Here is a 15,608-nt window from a genome sequence, read left to right on the forward strand (position 1 = left end):
CTAATCGTCAGGCCTGTGTCATCACGCTGCCGTCTCCCGAAACACGGACGCGCAGGTTGTTCTGAACATGGGACACGCCGGAGACATGATCGGCGCAGTCTTCCGCCCGACGTTTTTCCCAGCGGTCGGTCACCTGACCCGTTAGCGTGACCTCACCACCGTCGACACTGACCTCGATGTCGGAGGCGTCGACTGAAGGATCGTCGCTCAGGCGGTCGTTGACCTCTTCGAGGATGCGGGCATCCGACCGGCGGTAGCCGCGTGGACCCTTGCCCCGGTGATCGTCAGCCTCGCGTCGCCGACCGGCTTCATTGTCGCCAAACCAGGAAGAGACTTCATCCCGTGCCTTGTCGAAGAAGCCGCGGTCATCGTCGCGCCCGCGGTTGTAGCCCCGATACCTGTCGTCGTTGCCCCGACCTCCCGGACCGCCATAGCCCGGGCGGAACGCGTCGGCATAACGATTGGAGCGGCCATTGTCGCCATAACCCGGATCTGCCGGGTCGCCATTATAGCCGTAGGTTTCCCGCGGCCGTTCGGCCTGGCCCATCCGCGGATAACGCGAGCCGGAGCCGCCATAGCCGCCGTCATAGCCGAAGTCGCGCTGGCGGTCCGGGCCGTAACGGTCGGTATCCGGTCGATCTTCGCCATAGCCGCGCACGAAACCGCTTTCGCCCGGCGCGTAGTCGCCGCTCGGGCCTCGACGGTCACGACCGTTCCGGTTTTCGAATTCGTTGGCCATTCTTTCCTCCTTTTTTCGGTGAGGGACGTCGAAGCGTCACATCAGGCCAACCGAGAAGGGCCGCGATCGTTCCGATCTGCATGACAAATATCCCCAGGAACAAAGCGTCCGGAGTCCGGTTGTTCGTGTGCAATTCCCACAAGAGGAGAAAACCCATGGCTACGACCAAGACACTCGAAGACCTGTTCCACGAGACCCTGAAGGACATCTATTACGCCGAACGCAAGATCCTGAAGGCGCTGCCGAAGATGGCGCGTGCCGCCCAGGACGAAAAGCTGAAGGCTGCCTTCCAGCAGCACAAGGACGAAACCGAAGGCCAGGTCGAGCGCCTGCAGCAGGTGTTCGAGATCATCGGTAAGCGTCCCCGCGCCAAGACCTGCCCCGCCATCGACGGCATCGTCGAGGAAAGCGAAGAGATCATGGAAGAATTCAAGGGCTCGCCGGCTCTGGATGCGGGTCTGCTCGCAGCCGCACAGGCCGTTGAACACTATGAAATCAGCCGCTACGGCACCCTGAAGGCCTGGGCGCTGCAGCTCGGTTATAATGATGCGGTGAAGCTTCTCGATGAGACGCTGTCGGAAGAATCGAAGACCGACGAAGCGCTGACCAAGCTTGCCGAAAAGGCTGTCAACTCGGCTGCTCAGAAGAAGGCTGCCTGATCTCAGGCTCTTCTTTCCCATGCAAAAGGCCCGGCTTGTCCGGGCCTTTCTGCGTCAGGCGTCGGGAGGGGTGAAGGGACCGCCTTCGAGGAAGGCCATCAGGCGGTTTTCGTCCGCCCGCAGCAGCGCGTGACCCGTGGAAGCGCTGACGACAGCCTTCACGGCTGAGAGATCGGTTTCCTTGTCGCTTAGCGCCAGGATAGCAGGATGCACGTAACTCGACCGGCAGATGGTCGGCGTGTTGTGCAGCCGGTCGGAAGCCACTTCGCACATCCGGCGGATCGTCGGACGCTCATCCGCCTGCATCATTTTCCAGGCCTCGCCAAAAGCGGCGACGCTGCCACCCCAGGTGCGAAAGGTCTTGGCGGACAAGGAATGACCCGTGATCTGGGCGAGATAGGCGTTCAGCCGGCCGGAATCGATCCGGTGCAGGCTACCGTCCCGGTCTCGCCAGGAAAACAGGTCACGGCCAGGCAGGTCGGCGATTTCTTCAAGGATTTTCTGCAGGCGGGGATGGCGCAGCTTGCGGCGCACACGCTTGCCGCCCTTGGCGGTGAAGCTCAGGCGGATGCCGTCCTGTTCGAAGGTGAGGTGCCGCTTCTGCAGCGTCGTTGCGCCATAGGTCTTGTTTTCCTCGACATAGGTGCGATTGCCGACGCGCATATAGGTGACGTCGAGAAGGCTGACGAGCGCGGACAAGAGAAAGGGCGTTTCCTGTGTCCGGTCTTCGAGGTCGCGCAAGACCCGCCGGCGGATGATCGGCAAGGCGTGGCCGAAGGTGACGAGATCGCCGAATTTGCGGGTGCTGCGCCAGGAGGCCCAGTCTGCGTGGTAGCGATATTGCTTGCGACCCCGGGCATCGAGCCCGGTCGCCTGGAGGTGGCCCCTCGGCTCCAGCGAAATCCAGACCCGGTCATAAGCGGGGGGCAGGGCCAGGCGCCGAATCCTTTGGAGAATCGTATCGTCCGTAAGCCTTGTTCCATCCGGAAGATGGTAGGAAAATCCCGCGCCTCTGCGTCGGCGCGATATGCCCGGCATATTGTCTGTGGTGTAGACGAGGCCGATCTCTTCAAGTTCGGCCCGATCTTCGGGAAGCGGGTTTAACGGCTGCTCGTCGTCAGGGTTACGCATCAGCCGACCGGACTGTCGGTGCCCATTTCGCCGAGTTCGCGGCGAAGCTGCTGGCGCGCGCGGCTGAGACGACTTTTGACCGTTCCCACAGCGCAGCCGCAAATCTCGGCCGCATCTTCGTAACGCTCACCCAGCATGACGATCAAAACCAGCATTTCGCGGTGATGCTCGGGAAGACGATCGAGCGCACGGCGCACTTCATCGGCCTGGACAGTCCATTCCTGGGTTGCTTCCGTGGTCAGTCTGGCGCTGACCCCTTCGGGAAGGCCGATGGTTTCACGACTGCTCTTCTTGAAACGGGTGCAGAAGGTATTGCGCATGATGGTGAAGAGCCAGGATTTCAACCGCGTGCCCGGCTCGAATTTGTCGAGATTGGCGAGCGCTTTGGTCAGCGTTTCCTGGACGAGATCGTCGGCCTCTTCGGGCTTTGGGCAAAAGGTGCGCGCAAAGGCCCGCAGCGCCGGAATGAGTTCCACGACTTCGGACTGTGCGGCAAGCTCGGCTCTGCGTGTGCGGGTGTTCAAGTCACACTCCTCCAATGGTACTGGACGCCGCGGTGCCCGCCGAACCTTCTGAAATGGCCATCGGCCCAAACAGCAGGGGGGTGGACACGACCGGCAGGCATGGCGATCAGCTTCGGCTCACGAACTTGGAAAAACGGCTCAGTTTGCCGTCTGCCGTTCGATCCTGGTGCAGAAAGGCCAAGTCGCTCTTCTCAAACACCGAAAAGAAGTCATCCCATTCCATCGGCTCCAGGTTTTCCTCCTGTTCGCCGAAATCGACGCGAAGAATTCCGCCTTCGCCGCTATCCTTGACGCGTGACGGCGTACCCTCTCGCTCCTCGATCCAGCGGCGGATCTCCTCATGATCCGTAGTCTGGTTTGCGCTGCTCATGGTTGCCTCGTGCTGAAAACGCTCCTGAATTTTCGTCACATCAACGTGTGGTCGTGGCGACAGTTCCCTCAATGAGGTGCTTTTTCAAAGGGAACATCTCTCGTCAGGCGGTGTTTGCTTGTTCATTCGCGGAATGAAAGGACCTTGCATGGCGCATCTCGAGAACGCAGACGGACAGGGGCAGCTGCTGATAGGCGAGCGTCTTTCGCCGGTTTCCTATCATGTGACCGTAGAAGAAAGAGACGAGCAGCTGGTCGCCAAGGTAAACCTCCAGGCGCCTCGCGACTGGTTGATCAAACAAGGTTTCAAAAAACGGGCGACGCTTGTGCGGGCCTCGGGTGATCGCGTCGAAGTTCTGCACGACGGCGAAGTGGATGTTGCGGATAGCTTGAGCATCGTGCTTGAGGCCGATGATCTCGTCTATGCGCGTGCGGATGCATTGCTGGACGCCTTCCCCGAACTGGAACTGAGCAGCGACGCCGCGGAGCGCATAAAAAAGGTCGGGTCTAAAGATCCGGACAGCACCGATTGACGTAGAACCCGAGGACGCCGCAGTTCTATACTGCGCGCCCATCAGATGCATGCTTATCGGAGAAACAGATGTCACAATCAGCGGGAAGCTCTATCCCTGGCAGGCGCGACCGGACGGGCGGTATCGTGCGGGACAAGCTCGATCTGCTGATGATCGAGCTGGAGCGGGAGAAAGTCCCGCAAAACCTCGTCGACCTTGCGCAGGATCTGCAGAAGGCCCTGGACGAAAAGTTTCCGAAGGAAGATTAAGAGCCGGGAACCTTTCAGGCTACCGCCGGTTGGCAACGGTACAAGCCCTCTCACACTGAGCGAGGTGTTCCGATGACCGATCTGTTCTGGCTGATGGCGGTAACGCTGGGTCCTGTCATTCTCGCAGGTGCCATCATCTATGCGCTGATGCGGCAAAGGCGTCTTCGACCAGATGAACAAAGACGCAGTGATGCTGCGGCTAGAGAACTCTACCAGCAGGACGAAAATGCCGATACACGGCATCTCGGAGGACGCTCGTGACAAGGCCTCGATCAGGTAAATGTGCCGTCGGTCGGGTTATAACGCTTGCCCTTGGCAAGCATGGCGAGCTCAACAAGTTCGTCCTCGTCCCGCACCCCGTTCTCCACGAGATAGAACAACAGGGCCGTGGCGTTTTCCTGCCCAGGTCCTTCTAACACCACGGATGCGCCGTCATTGATGCGGCTGACAGCACGCTCGACGATATTGGCCGCATCAGCCTTCAAGCCGGAAGATCTTGGAGTCATCGCATTCCCTCCAAATATCTGCTGGCTCAATCGGCACGCGTTCGCCAGCATGGTAAACACATGCTCGACGTAAAGGGCAACGAATGCAACCCCAGATTCGCACAGGGAACTTTTTGCTGACGCAATGGTGATCCCGACGCGATTCGAACGCGTGACCCTCAGATTAGGAATCTGATGCTCTATCCTGCTGAGCTACGGGACCACTCCCTCCTCCATACAAAAGGCCGACGGGCAAGCCAAGCGGTTTTCCGCGCAAGGCTGCAGCCGTCTGGTTTTTGATCGGCGTCATCGGGGCAGGCGCTGTTCGGCGAGGCGCACCCAATAGGAGATACCGGCGGCCAGGATATCGTCGTTGAAATCGTAAGACGGGTTGTGCAGCCCCGCCGTGTCGCCATTGCCGATCATGATATAGGCGCCAGGGCGCGATTGCAGCATGAAGGCGAAGTCTTCGCCGGCCATGCTGGGGTCTACCTCGGTGTCGACTTCGTCGGCACCGACCACATCGATCGCAGCCCTGGCAGCATATTCGGTTTCCTTCGGATGGTTAACGGTCACCGGGCAGTTGCGCTCGTAGTCGTAGTCGACCTCAGCGCCATGTGCCGCGGCGATCCCAGCGGCCAATTCGCCGATCCGCCGTTCCGCAAGATCGCGAACCTTTTCGTCGAGTGACCGCACGGTGCCGGAGATGAAGGCCTCTTCGGGGATGATGTTGTGCGTGGTGCCGGCATGAAACTGGGTGACGGACACGACGACGGAGCGCAGCGGATTGGCGTTACGCGCCGCAATCGTCTGCAGCGCGGCAACGATCTGCGCGCCGATGACGATCGTATCGGTCGTGTTGTGTGGCTCAGCCGCGTGGCCGCCGCGGCCGGTGATCTTCAGGGAAAACTTGTCGGGGGCTGCCATGATGCCGCCCTTGCGAATGGCGAAGCTGCCGGCCTTCTTGCCCGGCATGTTGTGCATGCCATAGACTTCGGCGATGTCGAAGCGCTCCATCATGCCGTCTTCGACCATGGCAAGCGCTCCGCGCCCTCCTTCTTCGGCCGGCTGAAAGACGACCGCGACGCGGCCCGCGAAGTTCCGGGTTTCCGCCAGGTGTTTGGCTGCACCCAGAAGCATGGCCATATGTCCGTCATGGCCGCAGGCATGCATGCGACCTGGTGTTGTCGAGGCCCAGGGCTTCCCTGTAATCTCTTCGAGCGGCAGGGCGTCCATGTCGGCTCGCAGCCCGATGGTCGGGCCCTTGGCCGTGCCCTCGATGATCCCCACCACGCCAGTGCGACCAATGCCGGTGACGATTTCGTCGACGCCAAATTCGCGGAGCCTCGCCGCAACGAAAGCAGCGGTTTCTTCGACGTCATAGAGAATTTCGGGATTGGCATGCAGATGGCGACGCCACTCTGTGGCCTCCGACTGGAGTTCGGAGGCACGGTTCAGTATCGGCATTGTGTTGTCCTGGACGCTTTCGATCACATGATTGTCGGGCCCGAATGTGCGCCTTTCAATTGACGTATTCAATGGGCTTTGCCATTGCTTGCACTTCCATGGCATCGCAGTGCCAGCACCCCTCACCATCGAATATGAGGTTTCAACCGTGTCAACGAAGTGCCCGGGCAGGTTTTCCGCCAGAGCAGCCCTCGGTAAATTGGCCGTCGCCGCAGCCCTTGTCGCCATTGCCGTCCCGAGTGTCGCTGCCGCCAATCCGATCGTGGTGGTGGATGTGGCGAGCGGTCGGGTGATTGCGCATCAGGAAGCCTTCCGCAAATGGTATCCGGCTTCGCTCACCAAGCTGATGACGGCCTATGTGACCTTCCAGGCGATCCGCAGCGGAAAGGTATCGCTCGATACCGTCGTCGTGATGAGCAGACATGCCGCCGACCAGCCGGCCAGCAAGATGTATTTCAAGCCGGGCTCGAAGCTGACGCTCGACAGTGCCCTGAAGCTTTTGCTGGTGAAGTCGGCCAATGACATTGCTGTGGCGATCTCCGAGACCGTCGGCGGTACGGAAGGGGCATTCGTCGCGCGGATGAATGCCGAGGCGCAGCGGCTCGGCATGAGCTCCAGCCGTTTCATCAATCCAAACGGATTGCCGGGCAAGGGGCAGTACACGACCGCCCGGGATCTCGCGCTGCTTGCCGCCGCCATCCGCCGCGAATTCCCGGAGCATGCCGGGTATTTTTCGCTCGAGGGGGTGACGACCGGCAAGAAGGACTACCCGAACTACAATATGCTGATCGGCCGCTTCCCCGGGGCTGACGGAATGAAAACTGGCTTCATCTGCGCCTCCGGCTTCAACCAGGTTTCGTCTGCAACGCGGAACGGCCGCACGGTCATCTCCGTCGTGCTGGGTGCCGACAGTCTTGGCGCGCGTGCCGATATCTCTGCCGATCTCCTGCAGAAGGCCCTGACGACGAATACCGCCGGCAACCGGCTGGCTGCACTCGCCCCCTATGGCGAGGGCCAGGACCAGGTCGCCGATATCAGCGCCGACATCTGCAACCCGAAGGCGGCCGCCGTGCGCAGCGAAGGCCGCGATGAGGCGGGGCGGATGAAGCTTCTGTCCCCCTATATCCGAGAAATGGACCACCCGCCGGTCATGAGCTTTGCCGGATTGATCCCCGGCAGCACGCCGGTTGATTCGAAGAAAGTGCCAGTCGGGGAGATCGCCAATGTGCCAATCCCCAAGCCGCGACCGAATATGTAAAGTGATGTCATGACGCTTGAGCGCATCCCCGTCTCCATCCTCACCGGCTTTCTCGGAGCGGGTAAGTCGACCCTCTTGAACCGGCTCCTGAAGGATCCGGCGATGAAGGATGCCGCCGTCATCATCAACGAATTCGGCGAGGTCGGGATCGACCATCTGCTGGTCGAGGCCTCCAACGACGCCGTGGTGGAACTGGCCGACGGCTGCCTGTGCTGCACGGTGCGCGGCGAACTCGTGGATACGCTTGCTGAACTGATCGACGGCATGCAGACGGGGCGGCTGAAACCCTTGTCGCGGATTGTCATCGAAACCACCGGCCTTGCCGATCCGGCCCCCGTCATGCAGTCCGTCATGGGTCATCCGGCAATTGCCCAGCATTTTGATCTCGATGGCGTCGTCACGGTGGTCGACGCGGTCAACGGTCTGGCGACGATCGACAACTTTCCCGAGGCCTATCGTCAGGTGGCCGTTGCCGACCGGTTGATCCTGACCAAGAAAACGCTCGCCGATGCCGAGACGATCGACCGCGTCACGGCTCGGCTGAGGGCGCTCAATCCGCGCGCGCCGATCACCGATGGCGACGAGGAGGATGCGGCGCATGCCTCGATCCTGATTAACGGTCTCTACGACCCCGGCAGCAAGATACCGGACGTCGATCGCTGGCTGCGCGACGAGATGGCGGCGGCCGACGATCATCACGATCACCACCACCATGATCATGGGCACCACAACCACGACGCCCACGCCCATGATCATGGGCACGGGCATCACCATCACGCCCATGACGTGAACCGTCATGGCGATCAGATCCGTTCTTACTCCATCGTGCATGACCAGCCGATCGATCCGATGGCGATCAACATGTTCATCGACCTGTTGCGCTCGACCCACGGCGAGAAGCTCTTGAGAATGAAGGCGATCGTGGCGCTCACCGATCGGCCGGACCGGCCGCTCGTGCTGCATGGGGTGCAGTCGATCTTCCATCCGCCGGTCCGCTTGCCGGCCTGGCCCGAGGGCTCCGACCGCAAGACGCGACTGGTGTTGATCACCAAGGATCTGTCGGAAGATTATGTGCGGGATCTGTTCGGCGCCTTTACGGGCAAGGTCGCAATCGACCGTCCCGACCGCGCCGCCATGACCGACAATCCGCTGTCGGTGCCGGGCTTCAAGTTCTAGGCAATCTCTACCTTACCCTTGCGGATGTGGAAACGGTGACCGGTGTCGATCTTCTCCTGGGAGAGAAGGTCGTGGCCGTCCTCGTTGCAGAGATGCGGGATGTCGATGCCGGCGAGCGGATCGCTGGTTTCGATCAGCAGTTCCTCGCCCGGCTTCATGTTCGCCAGCCTGCGCCGGGTCTTGAGAACCGGCAGGGGGCATTTCAGCCCCTTGAGATCGTAAAGATCGGCGTCGGTCATTCCGACTGCCAGAGCATCCAGAAAGGTTTCTTCTTCGCCGGCGCCTCGGGGGCAGCAGCCGTCACCGGTGGCGGTGCCAGCGGGTTCGGCTGCGGCACAGGGATGTTGCTCGCCGTCTGGGTGCCAGTGGGCTCAGCGCCCGGGGTGGCCGTTGCCGCCGGAGCCGTTTGCGCCGTCATGGGCTGGTTCGTCACCGGTGCCGCATTGCCGGGCGTTGACATCGGGGCGGCTGCCGCATTGTCCGGCGTGTTATTGGCCATGCGGTTGATCGCAGCTGCGCCATCGGGCGCTGCCAGCGTGGCTGGATCGACGTCGTCGATGTCGAGCAGCTTGCCGGCCTTGAGCGCCGAGCCGGTCGGGGCAAAGGCGAGGTCCTTGGCGCGGGAGCGGCGGAGGTCCGCGACCAGCGCTTTGCGCTCGGCTTCGGTCGGGTCGTACCAGATCTTGCCGTCGAACTTCTTCATGGCCTTGTCATAGGCCTTGTCATAGGCGGCATTGTAGCCGGCCATGGCCATTTCGAGTGCCGGCGGCGTCGACATCGGCGGGCACGCGGCCTGGGCGTTGAAGCTCTTGCCGTCGGCAGGCATCTGGTTGAAGACGTATTTCTTCTCGCAGACATTCACTTCCGGCGGGCGCTTTGTCACTTCGAACTGGTCGTAGCCAACCTTCAGCATCTTCCAGAATTCGATATGCTGGCTGTGGCGGTGGCGCGCCATGTTCTCGGCCGTCATGCGGAAGGGGAAGGCCTGCAACTGGATCGAGGTCTGGCCACCCTTGAAGGCATCGCGGGCAAAGGCATAGATCTCGAGGATCTGCGCGTCCGTCATCGAATAGCAGCCGGACGACGAGCAGGCGCCATGGATCATCAGGTTCGTACCGCTGCGGCCATTGGCCTGATCGTAGCGGTTCGGGAAACCGGTGTTGATCGCGAGGAAATATTTCGAATTCGGGTTCAGGTGATAGGGCGTCAGGGGATAGAAGCCCTCGGGCGCCTGACGGTCGCCTTCCTTGACCTTCGGGCCAAGGCGGCCGGACCAGGCGCAGATGTCATAGGATGCAATCAGATCGAAGCGGTTGTTCGTCTTCGCCTTCCAGACCTCCAGCTTGCCCTCTTCCTTGAAGATGCGCAGCATGATCGGCGAATTGCGCTCCATGCCCTTCTTCTGGATCTCTGCCAGAATCCGGCCGGGCAGTGGCTGCTCGACCTTGTTGGCGACCTTGGGCGTATCGTAGGTCGCACTTTCCAGCGTGTCATTGCAGCCTGCCAGGGCAGCAGCGAAAACCAGGAGCAGGGCCGTTGATGTCAAGCGCATGCGCAAACGCTCTTTCCAGAACTGATGGACAGGCTCAAGGAGCCCGGGATCAATAGTTTATAATGTCTTTCTTCACAAATTATAAACCACCGGAAACCGGTAGGCCTCACCCGCCTTCTGCCGCTATGGCGGCAAAACGGCGGAGTGATGGCAAAAAGCCTGCAGCGTCAGAGATTTCGGCCGATATCGAGGAATTTCTGCCGGCGGTCGGTGCGCAGCTTGTCTCCCGATTGCGCGGAGAGTTCAGTGAGCGCCGTGAAGATCACGTCGCCCGTGGCGTTGATCACCTTTTCCGGGGCGCGATGGGCGCCGCCGACCGGCTCCTGAATGATGCCGTCGATGATGCCAAAGCCCTTCAGGTCTTCCGCCGTGATCTTCATGCTGGTCGCGGCTTCCTTGGCGCGGGTACTGTCGCGCCAGAGAATGGAGGCCGCCCCTTCGGGCGAGATGACGGAGTAGATTGCATGCTCCAGCATGTAGACGCGGTTACCGGTGGCAATCGCAATCGCGCCGCCCGAGCCGCCTTCGCCGATGACGACCGAGATCATCGGGACCTTGAGGCCGAGGCACATTTCGGTGGAGCGGGCGATGGCTTCCGCCTGGCCACGCTCTTCGGCACCAACGCCCGGATAGGCGCCTGCCGTGTCGATCAGCGAAATCACCGGCAGGCCGAAACGGTCGGCCATTTCCATGACGCGGATTGCCTTGCGATAGCCTTCAGGACGGGGGCTGCCGAAATTGTGCTTGATGCGCGACTTGGTGTCGTTGCCCTTTTCCTGGCCGATCACGGCGACAGGCTGACCACGGAAGCGGGCGAGGCCGGCCTGAATGGCGGCGTCCTCGGCAAACTTGCGGTCACCGGCGAGCGGCGTGAATTCGGTGAACAGCGCTTCGGCGTAATCGACGAAATGCGGACGCTGCGGATGGCGCGCGACCTGCGTCTTCTGCCATGCGTTCAGCTTCGAATAGATCTCCACCATCGCCTCGTCGACGCGGCTTTCCAGCCGGCTGATCTCTTCCGAGGTGTCGATGCTCTCGTCCTCTTCCGCGATCTTCTTCAGTTCGCGGATCTTGGCCTCGAGGTCGGAGATGGGTTTTTCGAAGTCGAGATAATTATGCATGAACTCCGTTCCGATCGTTCGTCCCTTAGCGCTTGCCGCCCGCAGGAACCGGCTTTGCCGGTCCTAATCGGGGTTTTTGGCCTGTTTTGCAAGGGGGTGATGTGTTTGCACCAGTTGCTGCAGCCGCTCATCCAGCACATGCGTGTAGATTTGTGTCGTGGAAATGTCGCTGTGGCCCAGCAGTTCCTGCACCACGCGCAGGTCCGCGCCGTTGCCGAGAAGATGGCTGGCAAAGGCGTGGCGCAGCACATGCGGCGAGACGGCTGCGGCCGATAATCCCGCCCGGATCGCCAGATCCTTCAGCTCGCGTGCAAAGACCTGGCGAGGCAGATGCCCTTCCTTTGACGCTGCCGGAAACAGGAAGGGGCTTGCGGCATGAACAGGATTTTCCGCCCGGGTCGCGCCATAACGGGCCAGTGCCTCGATTGCCGTGCGCGACAGCGGTACCAGCCGTTCCTTGTTGCCCTTGCCCTTCACCACAAGGAAGCGCCCCTCCTGCGTCAATACCTTGGCCGGCAGTGACACGAGCTCGCTCACGCGCATGCCGGTGGCATAAAGAAGCTCCAGCAGCGCCAGCCGGCGAATGCGGGCCGGCTGATCAGCCCCCTCCAGCCGGCTTTCCTCCTCGGCGAGCTTAAGCATGCCGCCTACATCCTCGACGGTCAGGACCTTCGGCAGGGAGCGTGCCTTCTTCGGCGCATCGAGGATCGCGGTCGGGTCGTCGCCGCGCAGATTTTCCGCATAGAGAAACTTGTAGAACTGCCGCATGGCTGACAGCCGGCGTGCCTGGGACGTCGGCTGGAAGCCGCGGCGGGAGAGATCGGCGAGATAGGCGACCAGATCGTCGCGGCTGGCATTTCCGACTGAAACCTTCCGTCCCGACAGGAAGGAGGCGAGGTCTTCCAGGTCGCGCTCATAGGAGGACAGCGTGTTGGCGGCCGCACCCCGCTCGGCGCTCAGCATTTCGAGAAAGGCGTCCACACGGGCCCGGCTCAGATCCGACACGCCTTCCTCCTTTTCGCTATTCGACGGGATTGATGCGCTCGGAAGGAATGCGCACCGTCACATCCCGTTCCCTCGGCTCGACAAAGACGGCGAAGGACCACATCGTGACATAGGCGATGCCGACGATCGTGGCGCAGAAGAAGAGAAATCGGAAGAGGGTTGGCATCGGCAGTCCTTCGGGCTCGCTTTGCCTAGATAGGGAGAAGCGAGCGCAAGATGCAAGGGCGGGACAGCATGGCCCGTTTGCGGCCTACGGCTTGACGCTCGCTCCCTATTTGTCAATAGGTCATGAAACAGTTGCGAATAGGCCGATGACCGATACGATCCTCCACCTAGCTCCCTCGCCCGGTGAGCGCGCCAAGGCAGCGCTCGGTCGCCGCAATCTGGTTCTCGTCGGGTTGATGGGGGCCGGCAAGTCGGCGATCGGGCGGATCGTCGCCCAGCAGCTCGGGCTTCCTTTCATCGATACCGACACCGAGATCGAGCGCGTCTCGCGCATGACGATCCCCGAACTCTTCGCCGCCTATGGCGAAGAAGAATTCCGGGCACTGGAAACCCGCGTCATCAAGCGGTTGATGCGTTCTGGTCCGCGCGTGGTCTCGACCGGCGGCGGCGCCTTCATCAACGACAAGACCCGCAAGCAGATCGAACGCGGCGGCCTGTCGGTCTGGCTGAACGCTGATCTCGAAGTGCTCTGGGAGCGCGTCAACAAGCGTGACCATCGGCCGCTCTTGAAGACGGAAAACCCGAAGCAGACACTCAAGGACCTGATGGACAAGCGATATCCCATCTATGCACTGGCCGATGTTACGGTGCAGTCGAGGGATGAGCGCAAGGAGGTGATTGCCGGCGAAGTGCTTGCCGCTGTCATCGATCATATCGGTAAGGACGAACGGAAATGACCAAGCTCGAAACCTCGGAACGCCTGGTGCATGTGCCGCTGGGCGAGCGCTCCTATGACATCCTGATCGGGCCGGGCCTGATGGCGCGGGCCGGTGGCGAGATCACGAGCCGCATTAAGGGCCGTCGTGCCGCCATCGTGACGGATGAGAATGTCGGCGCGCGTTATCTCGACGGTCTGATGGACAGCCTGCAGACTGACGGCATCGAGGCCGTCTCGGTGACGCTTCCCGCCGGCGAAAAGACCAAGAGCTTCGACAGCCTCACCAATGTCTGCGACGTGCTCTTGGAAGCGCGCATCGAGCGCAACGACACCGTGATTGCGCTCGGCGGCGGCGTCATCGGGGACCTCACCGGCTTTGCCGCCGGCATCGTGCGTCGCGGCGTGCGTTTCGTGCAGATCCCGACCTCGCTTTTGTCCCAGGTCGACAGCTCAGTCGGCGGCAAGACCGGCATCAATGCCCGCCAGGGCAAGAACCTGATCGGCATCTTCAACCAGCCGGATCTGGTGCTCGCCGATACCGATGTGCTCGACACGCTGTCCGAGCGCGAATTCCGCGCCGGCTATGCGGAAGTTGCCAAATATGGCCTGATCGACAAGCCCGACTTCTTCGAATGGCTGGAGGCCAACTGGCGTGAGGTCTTTGCCGGGGGCGCCGCCCGAATCGAGGCCATCGCGGTATCCTGCCAGGCAAAAGCCGATGTGGTGGCCGCTGACGAGCGGGAAAACGGGCGGCGCGCGCTGCTCAATCTCGGCCATACCTTCGGCCATGCGCTGGAAGCGGCGACGAAATATGACAGCAGCCGGCTGGTGCATGGCGAAGGCGTGTCGATCGGCATGGTGCTCGCTCACCGCTTCTCGGCCCGCATGAACCTCGCCAGCCCCGATCTCGCGGACCGTGTCGAGGCCCATCTGCGCGAAGTCGGCCTGCCGACCCGCATGGACGAGATCCCAGGCGAGTTGCCCCCGACCGAGGTGCTGATGGATGCCATTGCCCAGGACAAGAAGGTCAAGAGCGGCAAACTCACCTTCATCCTGACGCGCGGCCTCGGCCAATCCTTCGTCGCCGACGACGTTCCGGCCTCCGAGGTCGAGCGGTTCATCGAGGAGATGCGCACGTCATGATGGAATTCCAGGCATTCCTGTCGAACCTGTCGGATTACTGGCTGACGCTTCTCGCCATTCTGGCGCTGATCTGTGCCTCCGCTTTCTTCTCGGGTGCGGAGACGGCCCTCACCGCCACGTCCCGGGCCCGCATGCACGGGCTAGAGGTCAATGGCGATACGCGCGCCGGCCTGGTCAATTCGCTGATCGAACGGCGCGACCGGCTGATCGGGGCGCTGCTGATCGGCAACAACCTCGTCAACATCCTCGCGTCCTCGCTCACCACCAGTCTCTTCCTCGGCTTGCTCGGAGATTCCGGCGTGGCGATCGCCACGATTTTGATGACCGTGCTTCTGGTCATCTTTTCGGAAGTCCTGCCAAAGAGCTGGGCGATCTCGACGCCCGAAAGGTTCGCCCTGTTTGTCGCGCCTGTCGTCAGGCCTTACGTGGCGATCGTCGGCCCCCTGTCGAGCGTGGTCAACTGGATCGTGCGCAAGCTGCTCGGCATCTTCGGCGTCTCGATCTCGGGCGAAGCCTCGATGCTGTCGGCCCATGAGGAACTGCGCGGTGCGGTGGCCTTGCTCCACCGAGAGGGCAGTGTCGTCAAAGCCGACCGCGACCGGCTCGGTGGCGTTCTCGATCTCGGTGAACTTGAGGTCTCCGACATCATGATCCACCGCACGGCCATGCGGGCCGTCAATGCCGATGATGCGCCCGAGGTCGCCATCCGCACCATTCTTGAAAGCCCCTATACGCGCATGCCCGTCTGGCGCGGCACCACCGACAACATCATCGGTGTCGTGCATGCCAAGGACCTGATCCGGGCACTCGCCGAACCCAATGTCGAGCCGCAGGATCTAGATATCGTCAAGATCGCGCAAAAACCCTGGTTCGTGCCCGACACCACCAATCTCAAGGACCAGCTCAACGCCTTTCTGCGCCGCAAGACGCATTTCGCCGTCGTCGTCGACGAATATGGCGAAGTGCAGGGCGTGGTGACGCTGGAAGACATTTTGGAGGAGATCGTCGGCGACATCTCCGACGAGCACGATCTGGAAATCCAGGGCGTGCGCCAGGACAGCGACGGGTCGATCGTGGTGGATGGCGGTGTGCCGATCCGCGACCTCAACCGCGCCATGGACTGGCAGTTGCCGGATGAGGAGGCAACCACGATCGCCGGCCTGGTCATCCATGAATCGAAGACGATCCCGGAAGAGCGCCAGGCCTTCACCTTCTACGGCAAGCGTTTCATCGTGTTGAAGCGGGAGAAGAACCGGATCACGCGTCTGCGCATCCGGCCGCTTGAGACGGCCGAAACGCAGGCCTGAACCCGGTC

20 protein-coding genes and 1 tRNA gene are annotated in these 15,608 nt (G+C 61.6%); 9 read left to right on the forward strand and 12 right to left on the reverse strand.

Translation table 11 applies throughout. From position 1 onward, the window contains the following. Nucleotides 1–7: 7 nt before the first annotated feature. On the reverse strand, nt 8–739 hold the full coding sequence (locus ASE36_RS22285; RefSeq protein WP_082511169.1) for a BON domain-containing protein: 732 nt from the start codon (nt 737–739) through the stop codon (nt 8–10). A 155-nt stretch (nt 740–894) separates the two neighbouring features. Here ASE36_RS22285 and ASE36_RS17045 point away from each other — a divergent pair, with 155 nt between their 5' ends. Next, nucleotides 895–1,398 carry a ferritin-like domain-containing protein gene (locus ASE36_RS17045; RefSeq protein WP_062282425.1) on the forward strand — a complete coding sequence of 168 codons (504 nt, stop codon included), beginning with the start codon at nt 895–897 and terminating at the stop codon, nt 1,396–1,398. A gap of 54 nt (nt 1,399–1,452) precedes the next feature. On the opposite strand, the gene ASE36_RS17050 is transcribed toward ASE36_RS17045, so the two are convergent. From ASE36_RS17050 to ASE36_RS17060, 3 genes are all read right to left on the reverse strand, one after another. Beyond that, nucleotides 1,453–2,529 (reverse strand): DNA topoisomerase IB, encoded by a 1,077-nt coding sequence (locus tag ASE36_RS17050; RefSeq protein ID WP_062282428.1) that lies wholly within the window; start codon nt 2,527–2,529, stop codon nt 1,453–1,455. Then, nucleotides 2,529–3,053, reverse strand: a complete 525-nt coding sequence (locus ASE36_RS17055) for a sigma-70 family RNA polymerase sigma factor (RefSeq protein WP_062282432.1) — start codon at nt 3,051–3,053, stop codon at nt 2,529–2,531. Before ASE36_RS17055 ends, ASE36_RS17050 begins: the two co-directional genes overlap by 1 nt. 106 nt (nt 3,054–3,159) lie before the next feature. Further along, nucleotides 3,160–3,423, reverse strand: a complete 264-nt coding sequence (locus ASE36_RS17060; protein WP_062282435.1) for a hypothetical protein — start codon at nt 3,421–3,423, stop codon at nt 3,160–3,162. Between the two features lie 148 nt (nt 3,424–3,571). On the opposite strand from ASE36_RS17060, the gene ASE36_RS17065 reads away from it, so the two are divergent. The 3 genes from ASE36_RS17065 to ASE36_RS17075 all read left to right on the forward strand — a co-directional run bounded on the left by ASE36_RS17065 (nt 3,572) and on the right by ASE36_RS17075 (nt 4,464). Beyond that, on the forward strand, nt 3,572–3,955 hold the full coding sequence (locus tag ASE36_RS17065) for a hypothetical protein (protein ID WP_156378695.1): 384 nt from the start codon (nt 3,572–3,574) through the stop codon (nt 3,953–3,955). A gap of 68 nt (nt 3,956–4,023) precedes the next feature. Then, on the forward strand, nt 4,024–4,203 hold the full coding sequence (locus ASE36_RS17070; protein WP_062282439.1) for a hypothetical protein: 180 nt from the start codon (nt 4,024–4,026) through the stop codon (nt 4,201–4,203). Between the two features lie 72 nt (nt 4,204–4,275). Beyond that, on the forward strand, nt 4,276–4,464 hold the full coding sequence (locus ASE36_RS17075; RefSeq protein WP_062282442.1) for a hypothetical protein: 189 nt from the start codon (nt 4,276–4,278) through the stop codon (nt 4,462–4,464). A gap of 11 nt (nt 4,465–4,475) precedes the next feature. Here the strand turns inward: ASE36_RS17075 and ASE36_RS17080 are convergent, their stop codons facing one another. From ASE36_RS17080 to ASE36_RS17090, 3 genes are all read right to left on the reverse strand, one after another. Beyond that, complete coding sequence (locus ASE36_RS17080) at nt 4,476–4,709, reverse strand: hypothetical protein (protein WP_062282445.1); 234 nt, start codon at nt 4,707–4,709, stop codon at nt 4,476–4,478. A gap of 125 nt (nt 4,710–4,834) precedes the next feature. Next, a tRNA-Arg gene (locus tag ASE36_RS17085) sits at nt 4,835–4,911 on the reverse strand. A gap of 83 nt (nt 4,912–4,994) precedes the next feature. Further along, complete coding sequence (locus ASE36_RS17090; RefSeq protein ID WP_062282835.1) at nt 4,995–6,155, reverse strand: M20 aminoacylase family protein; 1,161 nt, start codon at nt 6,153–6,155, stop codon at nt 4,995–4,997. A 148-nt stretch (nt 6,156–6,303) separates the two neighbouring features. Between ASE36_RS17090 and ASE36_RS17095 the strand changes: the two genes are divergently transcribed. Both ASE36_RS17095 and ASE36_RS17100 read left to right on the forward strand, forming a co-directional pair. After that, the gene (locus ASE36_RS17095; protein ID WP_062282448.1) at nt 6,304–7,413 is read left to right on the forward strand and encodes a D-alanyl-D-alanine carboxypeptidase family protein; all 1,110 of its coding nucleotides are present in this window, start codon (nt 6,304–6,306) and stop codon (nt 7,411–7,413) included. Between the two features lie 9 nt (nt 7,414–7,422). After that, complete coding sequence (locus ASE36_RS17100; protein WP_062282452.1) at nt 7,423–8,589, forward strand: CobW family GTP-binding protein; 1,167 nt, start codon at nt 7,423–7,425, stop codon at nt 8,587–8,589. Here the strand turns inward: ASE36_RS17100 and ASE36_RS17105 are convergent. The 5 genes from ASE36_RS17105 to ASE36_RS22880 all read right to left on the reverse strand — a co-directional run bounded on the left by ASE36_RS17105 (nt 8,586) and on the right by ASE36_RS22880 (nt 12,433). Continuing rightward, nucleotides 8,586–8,828, reverse strand: coding sequence for a sulfurtransferase TusA family protein (locus ASE36_RS17105; protein ID WP_062282455.1), 243 nt, complete (start codon nt 8,826–8,828; stop codon nt 8,586–8,588). The two genes, ASE36_RS17100 and ASE36_RS17105, sit on opposite strands and share 4 nt — an antisense overlap. Continuing rightward, entirely contained in the window at nt 8,825–10,141 is a 1,317-nt protein-coding gene (locus ASE36_RS17110; RefSeq protein ID WP_062282457.1) for a L,D-transpeptidase family protein, read from the reverse strand. Before ASE36_RS17110 ends, ASE36_RS17105 begins: the two co-directional genes overlap by 4 nt. A 167-nt stretch (nt 10,142–10,308) precedes the next feature. Then, nucleotides 10,309–11,262 (reverse strand): acetyl-CoA carboxylase carboxyltransferase subunit alpha, encoded by a 954-nt coding sequence (locus ASE36_RS17115; protein WP_062282460.1) that lies wholly within the window; start codon nt 11,260–11,262, stop codon nt 10,309–10,311. Between the two features lie 63 nt (nt 11,263–11,325). After that, nucleotides 11,326–12,267: a site-specific tyrosine recombinase XerD gene (gene xerD, locus ASE36_RS17120; protein ID WP_156378696.1), complete on the reverse strand. Its 942-nt coding sequence runs from the start codon at nt 12,265–12,267 to the stop codon at nt 11,326–11,328. Between the two features lie 16 nt (nt 12,268–12,283). Beyond that, nucleotides 12,284–12,433, reverse strand: a complete 150-nt coding sequence (locus tag ASE36_RS22880; protein ID WP_200945185.1) for a hypothetical protein — start codon at nt 12,431–12,433, stop codon at nt 12,284–12,286. 145 nt (nt 12,434–12,578) lie between these two features. Between ASE36_RS22880 and ASE36_RS17125 the strand changes: the two genes are divergently transcribed. From ASE36_RS17125 to ASE36_RS17135, 3 genes are read left to right on the forward strand one after another with little or no spacing between them, the layout of a single operon-like run. Continuing rightward, on the forward strand, nt 12,579–13,169 hold the full coding sequence (locus ASE36_RS17125) for a shikimate kinase (RefSeq protein WP_062282463.1): 591 nt from the start codon (nt 12,579–12,581) through the stop codon (nt 13,167–13,169). After that, the gene (aroB, locus tag ASE36_RS17130; protein ID WP_062282467.1) at nt 13,166–14,293 is read left to right on the forward strand and encodes a 3-dehydroquinate synthase; all 1,128 of its coding nucleotides are present in this window, start codon (nt 13,166–13,168) and stop codon (nt 14,291–14,293) included. Before ASE36_RS17125 ends, aroB begins: the two co-directional genes overlap by 4 nt. Then, a complete protein-coding gene (locus ASE36_RS17135; RefSeq protein WP_062282844.1) occupies nt 14,293–15,600 on the forward strand; it encodes an HlyC/CorC family transporter in 1,308 nt (435 codons plus the stop codon). Before aroB ends, ASE36_RS17135 begins: the two co-directional genes overlap by 1 nt. Nucleotides 15,601–15,608 lie beyond the last annotated feature (8 nt).

Origin of the sequence: Rhizobium sp. Root274, from assembly GCF_001429245.1 — a bacterium.
GTDB lineage: Bacteria > Pseudomonadota > Alphaproteobacteria > Rhizobiales > Rhizobiaceae > Allorhizobium.

What these genes read in the sequence shown, in the direction of transcription:
- ASE36_RS17115 (WP_062282460.1), bottom strand. Translation starts at nt 11,262, where the DNA reads ATGCATAATTATCTCGACTTCGAAAAACCCATCTCCGACCTCGAGGCC.
- ASE36_RS22285 (WP_082511169.1), bottom strand. Translation starts at nt 739, where the DNA reads ATGGCCAACGAATTCGAAAACCGGAACGGTCGTGACCGTCGAGGCCCG.
- ASE36_RS17060 (WP_062282435.1), bottom strand. Translation starts at nt 3,423, where the DNA reads ATGAGCAGCGCAAACCAGACTACGGATCATGAGGAGATCCGCCGCTGG.
- ASE36_RS17125 (WP_062282463.1), top strand. Translation starts at nt 12,579, where the DNA reads ATGACCGATACGATCCTCCACCTAGCTCCCTCGCCCGGTGAGCGCGCC.
- ASE36_RS17105 (WP_062282455.1), bottom strand. Translation starts at nt 8,828, where the DNA reads ATGACCGACGCCGATCTTTACGATCTCAAGGGGCTGAAATGCCCCCTG.
- ASE36_RS17075 (WP_062282442.1), top strand. Translation starts at nt 4,276, where the DNA reads ATGACCGATCTGTTCTGGCTGATGGCGGTAACGCTGGGTCCTGTCATT.
- ASE36_RS17110 (WP_062282457.1), bottom strand. Translation starts at nt 10,141, where the DNA reads ATGCGCTTGACATCAACGGCCCTGCTCCTGGTTTTCGCTGCTGCCCTG.
- ASE36_RS17090 (WP_062282835.1), bottom strand. Translation starts at nt 6,155, where the DNA reads ATGCCGATACTGAACCGTGCCTCCGAACTCCAGTCGGAGGCCACAGAG.
- ASE36_RS17070 (WP_062282439.1), top strand. Translation starts at nt 4,024, where the DNA reads ATGTCACAATCAGCGGGAAGCTCTATCCCTGGCAGGCGCGACCGGACG.
- ASE36_RS17065 (WP_156378695.1), top strand. Translation starts at nt 3,572, where the DNA reads ATGGCGCATCTCGAGAACGCAGACGGACAGGGGCAGCTGCTGATAGGC.
- aroB (WP_062282467.1), top strand. Translation starts at nt 13,166, where the DNA reads ATGACCAAGCTCGAAACCTCGGAACGCCTGGTGCATGTGCCGCTGGGC.
- ASE36_RS17135 (WP_062282844.1), top strand. Translation starts at nt 14,293, where the DNA reads ATGGAATTCCAGGCATTCCTGTCGAACCTGTCGGATTACTGGCTGACG.
- ASE36_RS17100 (WP_062282452.1), top strand. Translation starts at nt 7,423, where the DNA reads ATGACGCTTGAGCGCATCCCCGTCTCCATCCTCACCGGCTTTCTCGGA.
- ASE36_RS22880 (WP_200945185.1), bottom strand. Translation starts at nt 12,433, where the DNA reads ATGCCAACCCTCTTCCGATTTCTCTTCTTCTGCGCCACGATCGTCGGC.
- ASE36_RS17045 (WP_062282425.1), top strand. Translation starts at nt 895, where the DNA reads ATGGCTACGACCAAGACACTCGAAGACCTGTTCCACGAGACCCTGAAG.
- ASE36_RS17050 (WP_062282428.1), bottom strand. Translation starts at nt 2,529, where the DNA reads ATGCGTAACCCTGACGACGAGCAGCCGTTAAACCCGCTTCCCGAAGAT.
- ASE36_RS17080 (WP_062282445.1), bottom strand. Translation starts at nt 4,709, where the DNA reads ATGACTCCAAGATCTTCCGGCTTGAAGGCTGATGCGGCCAATATCGTC.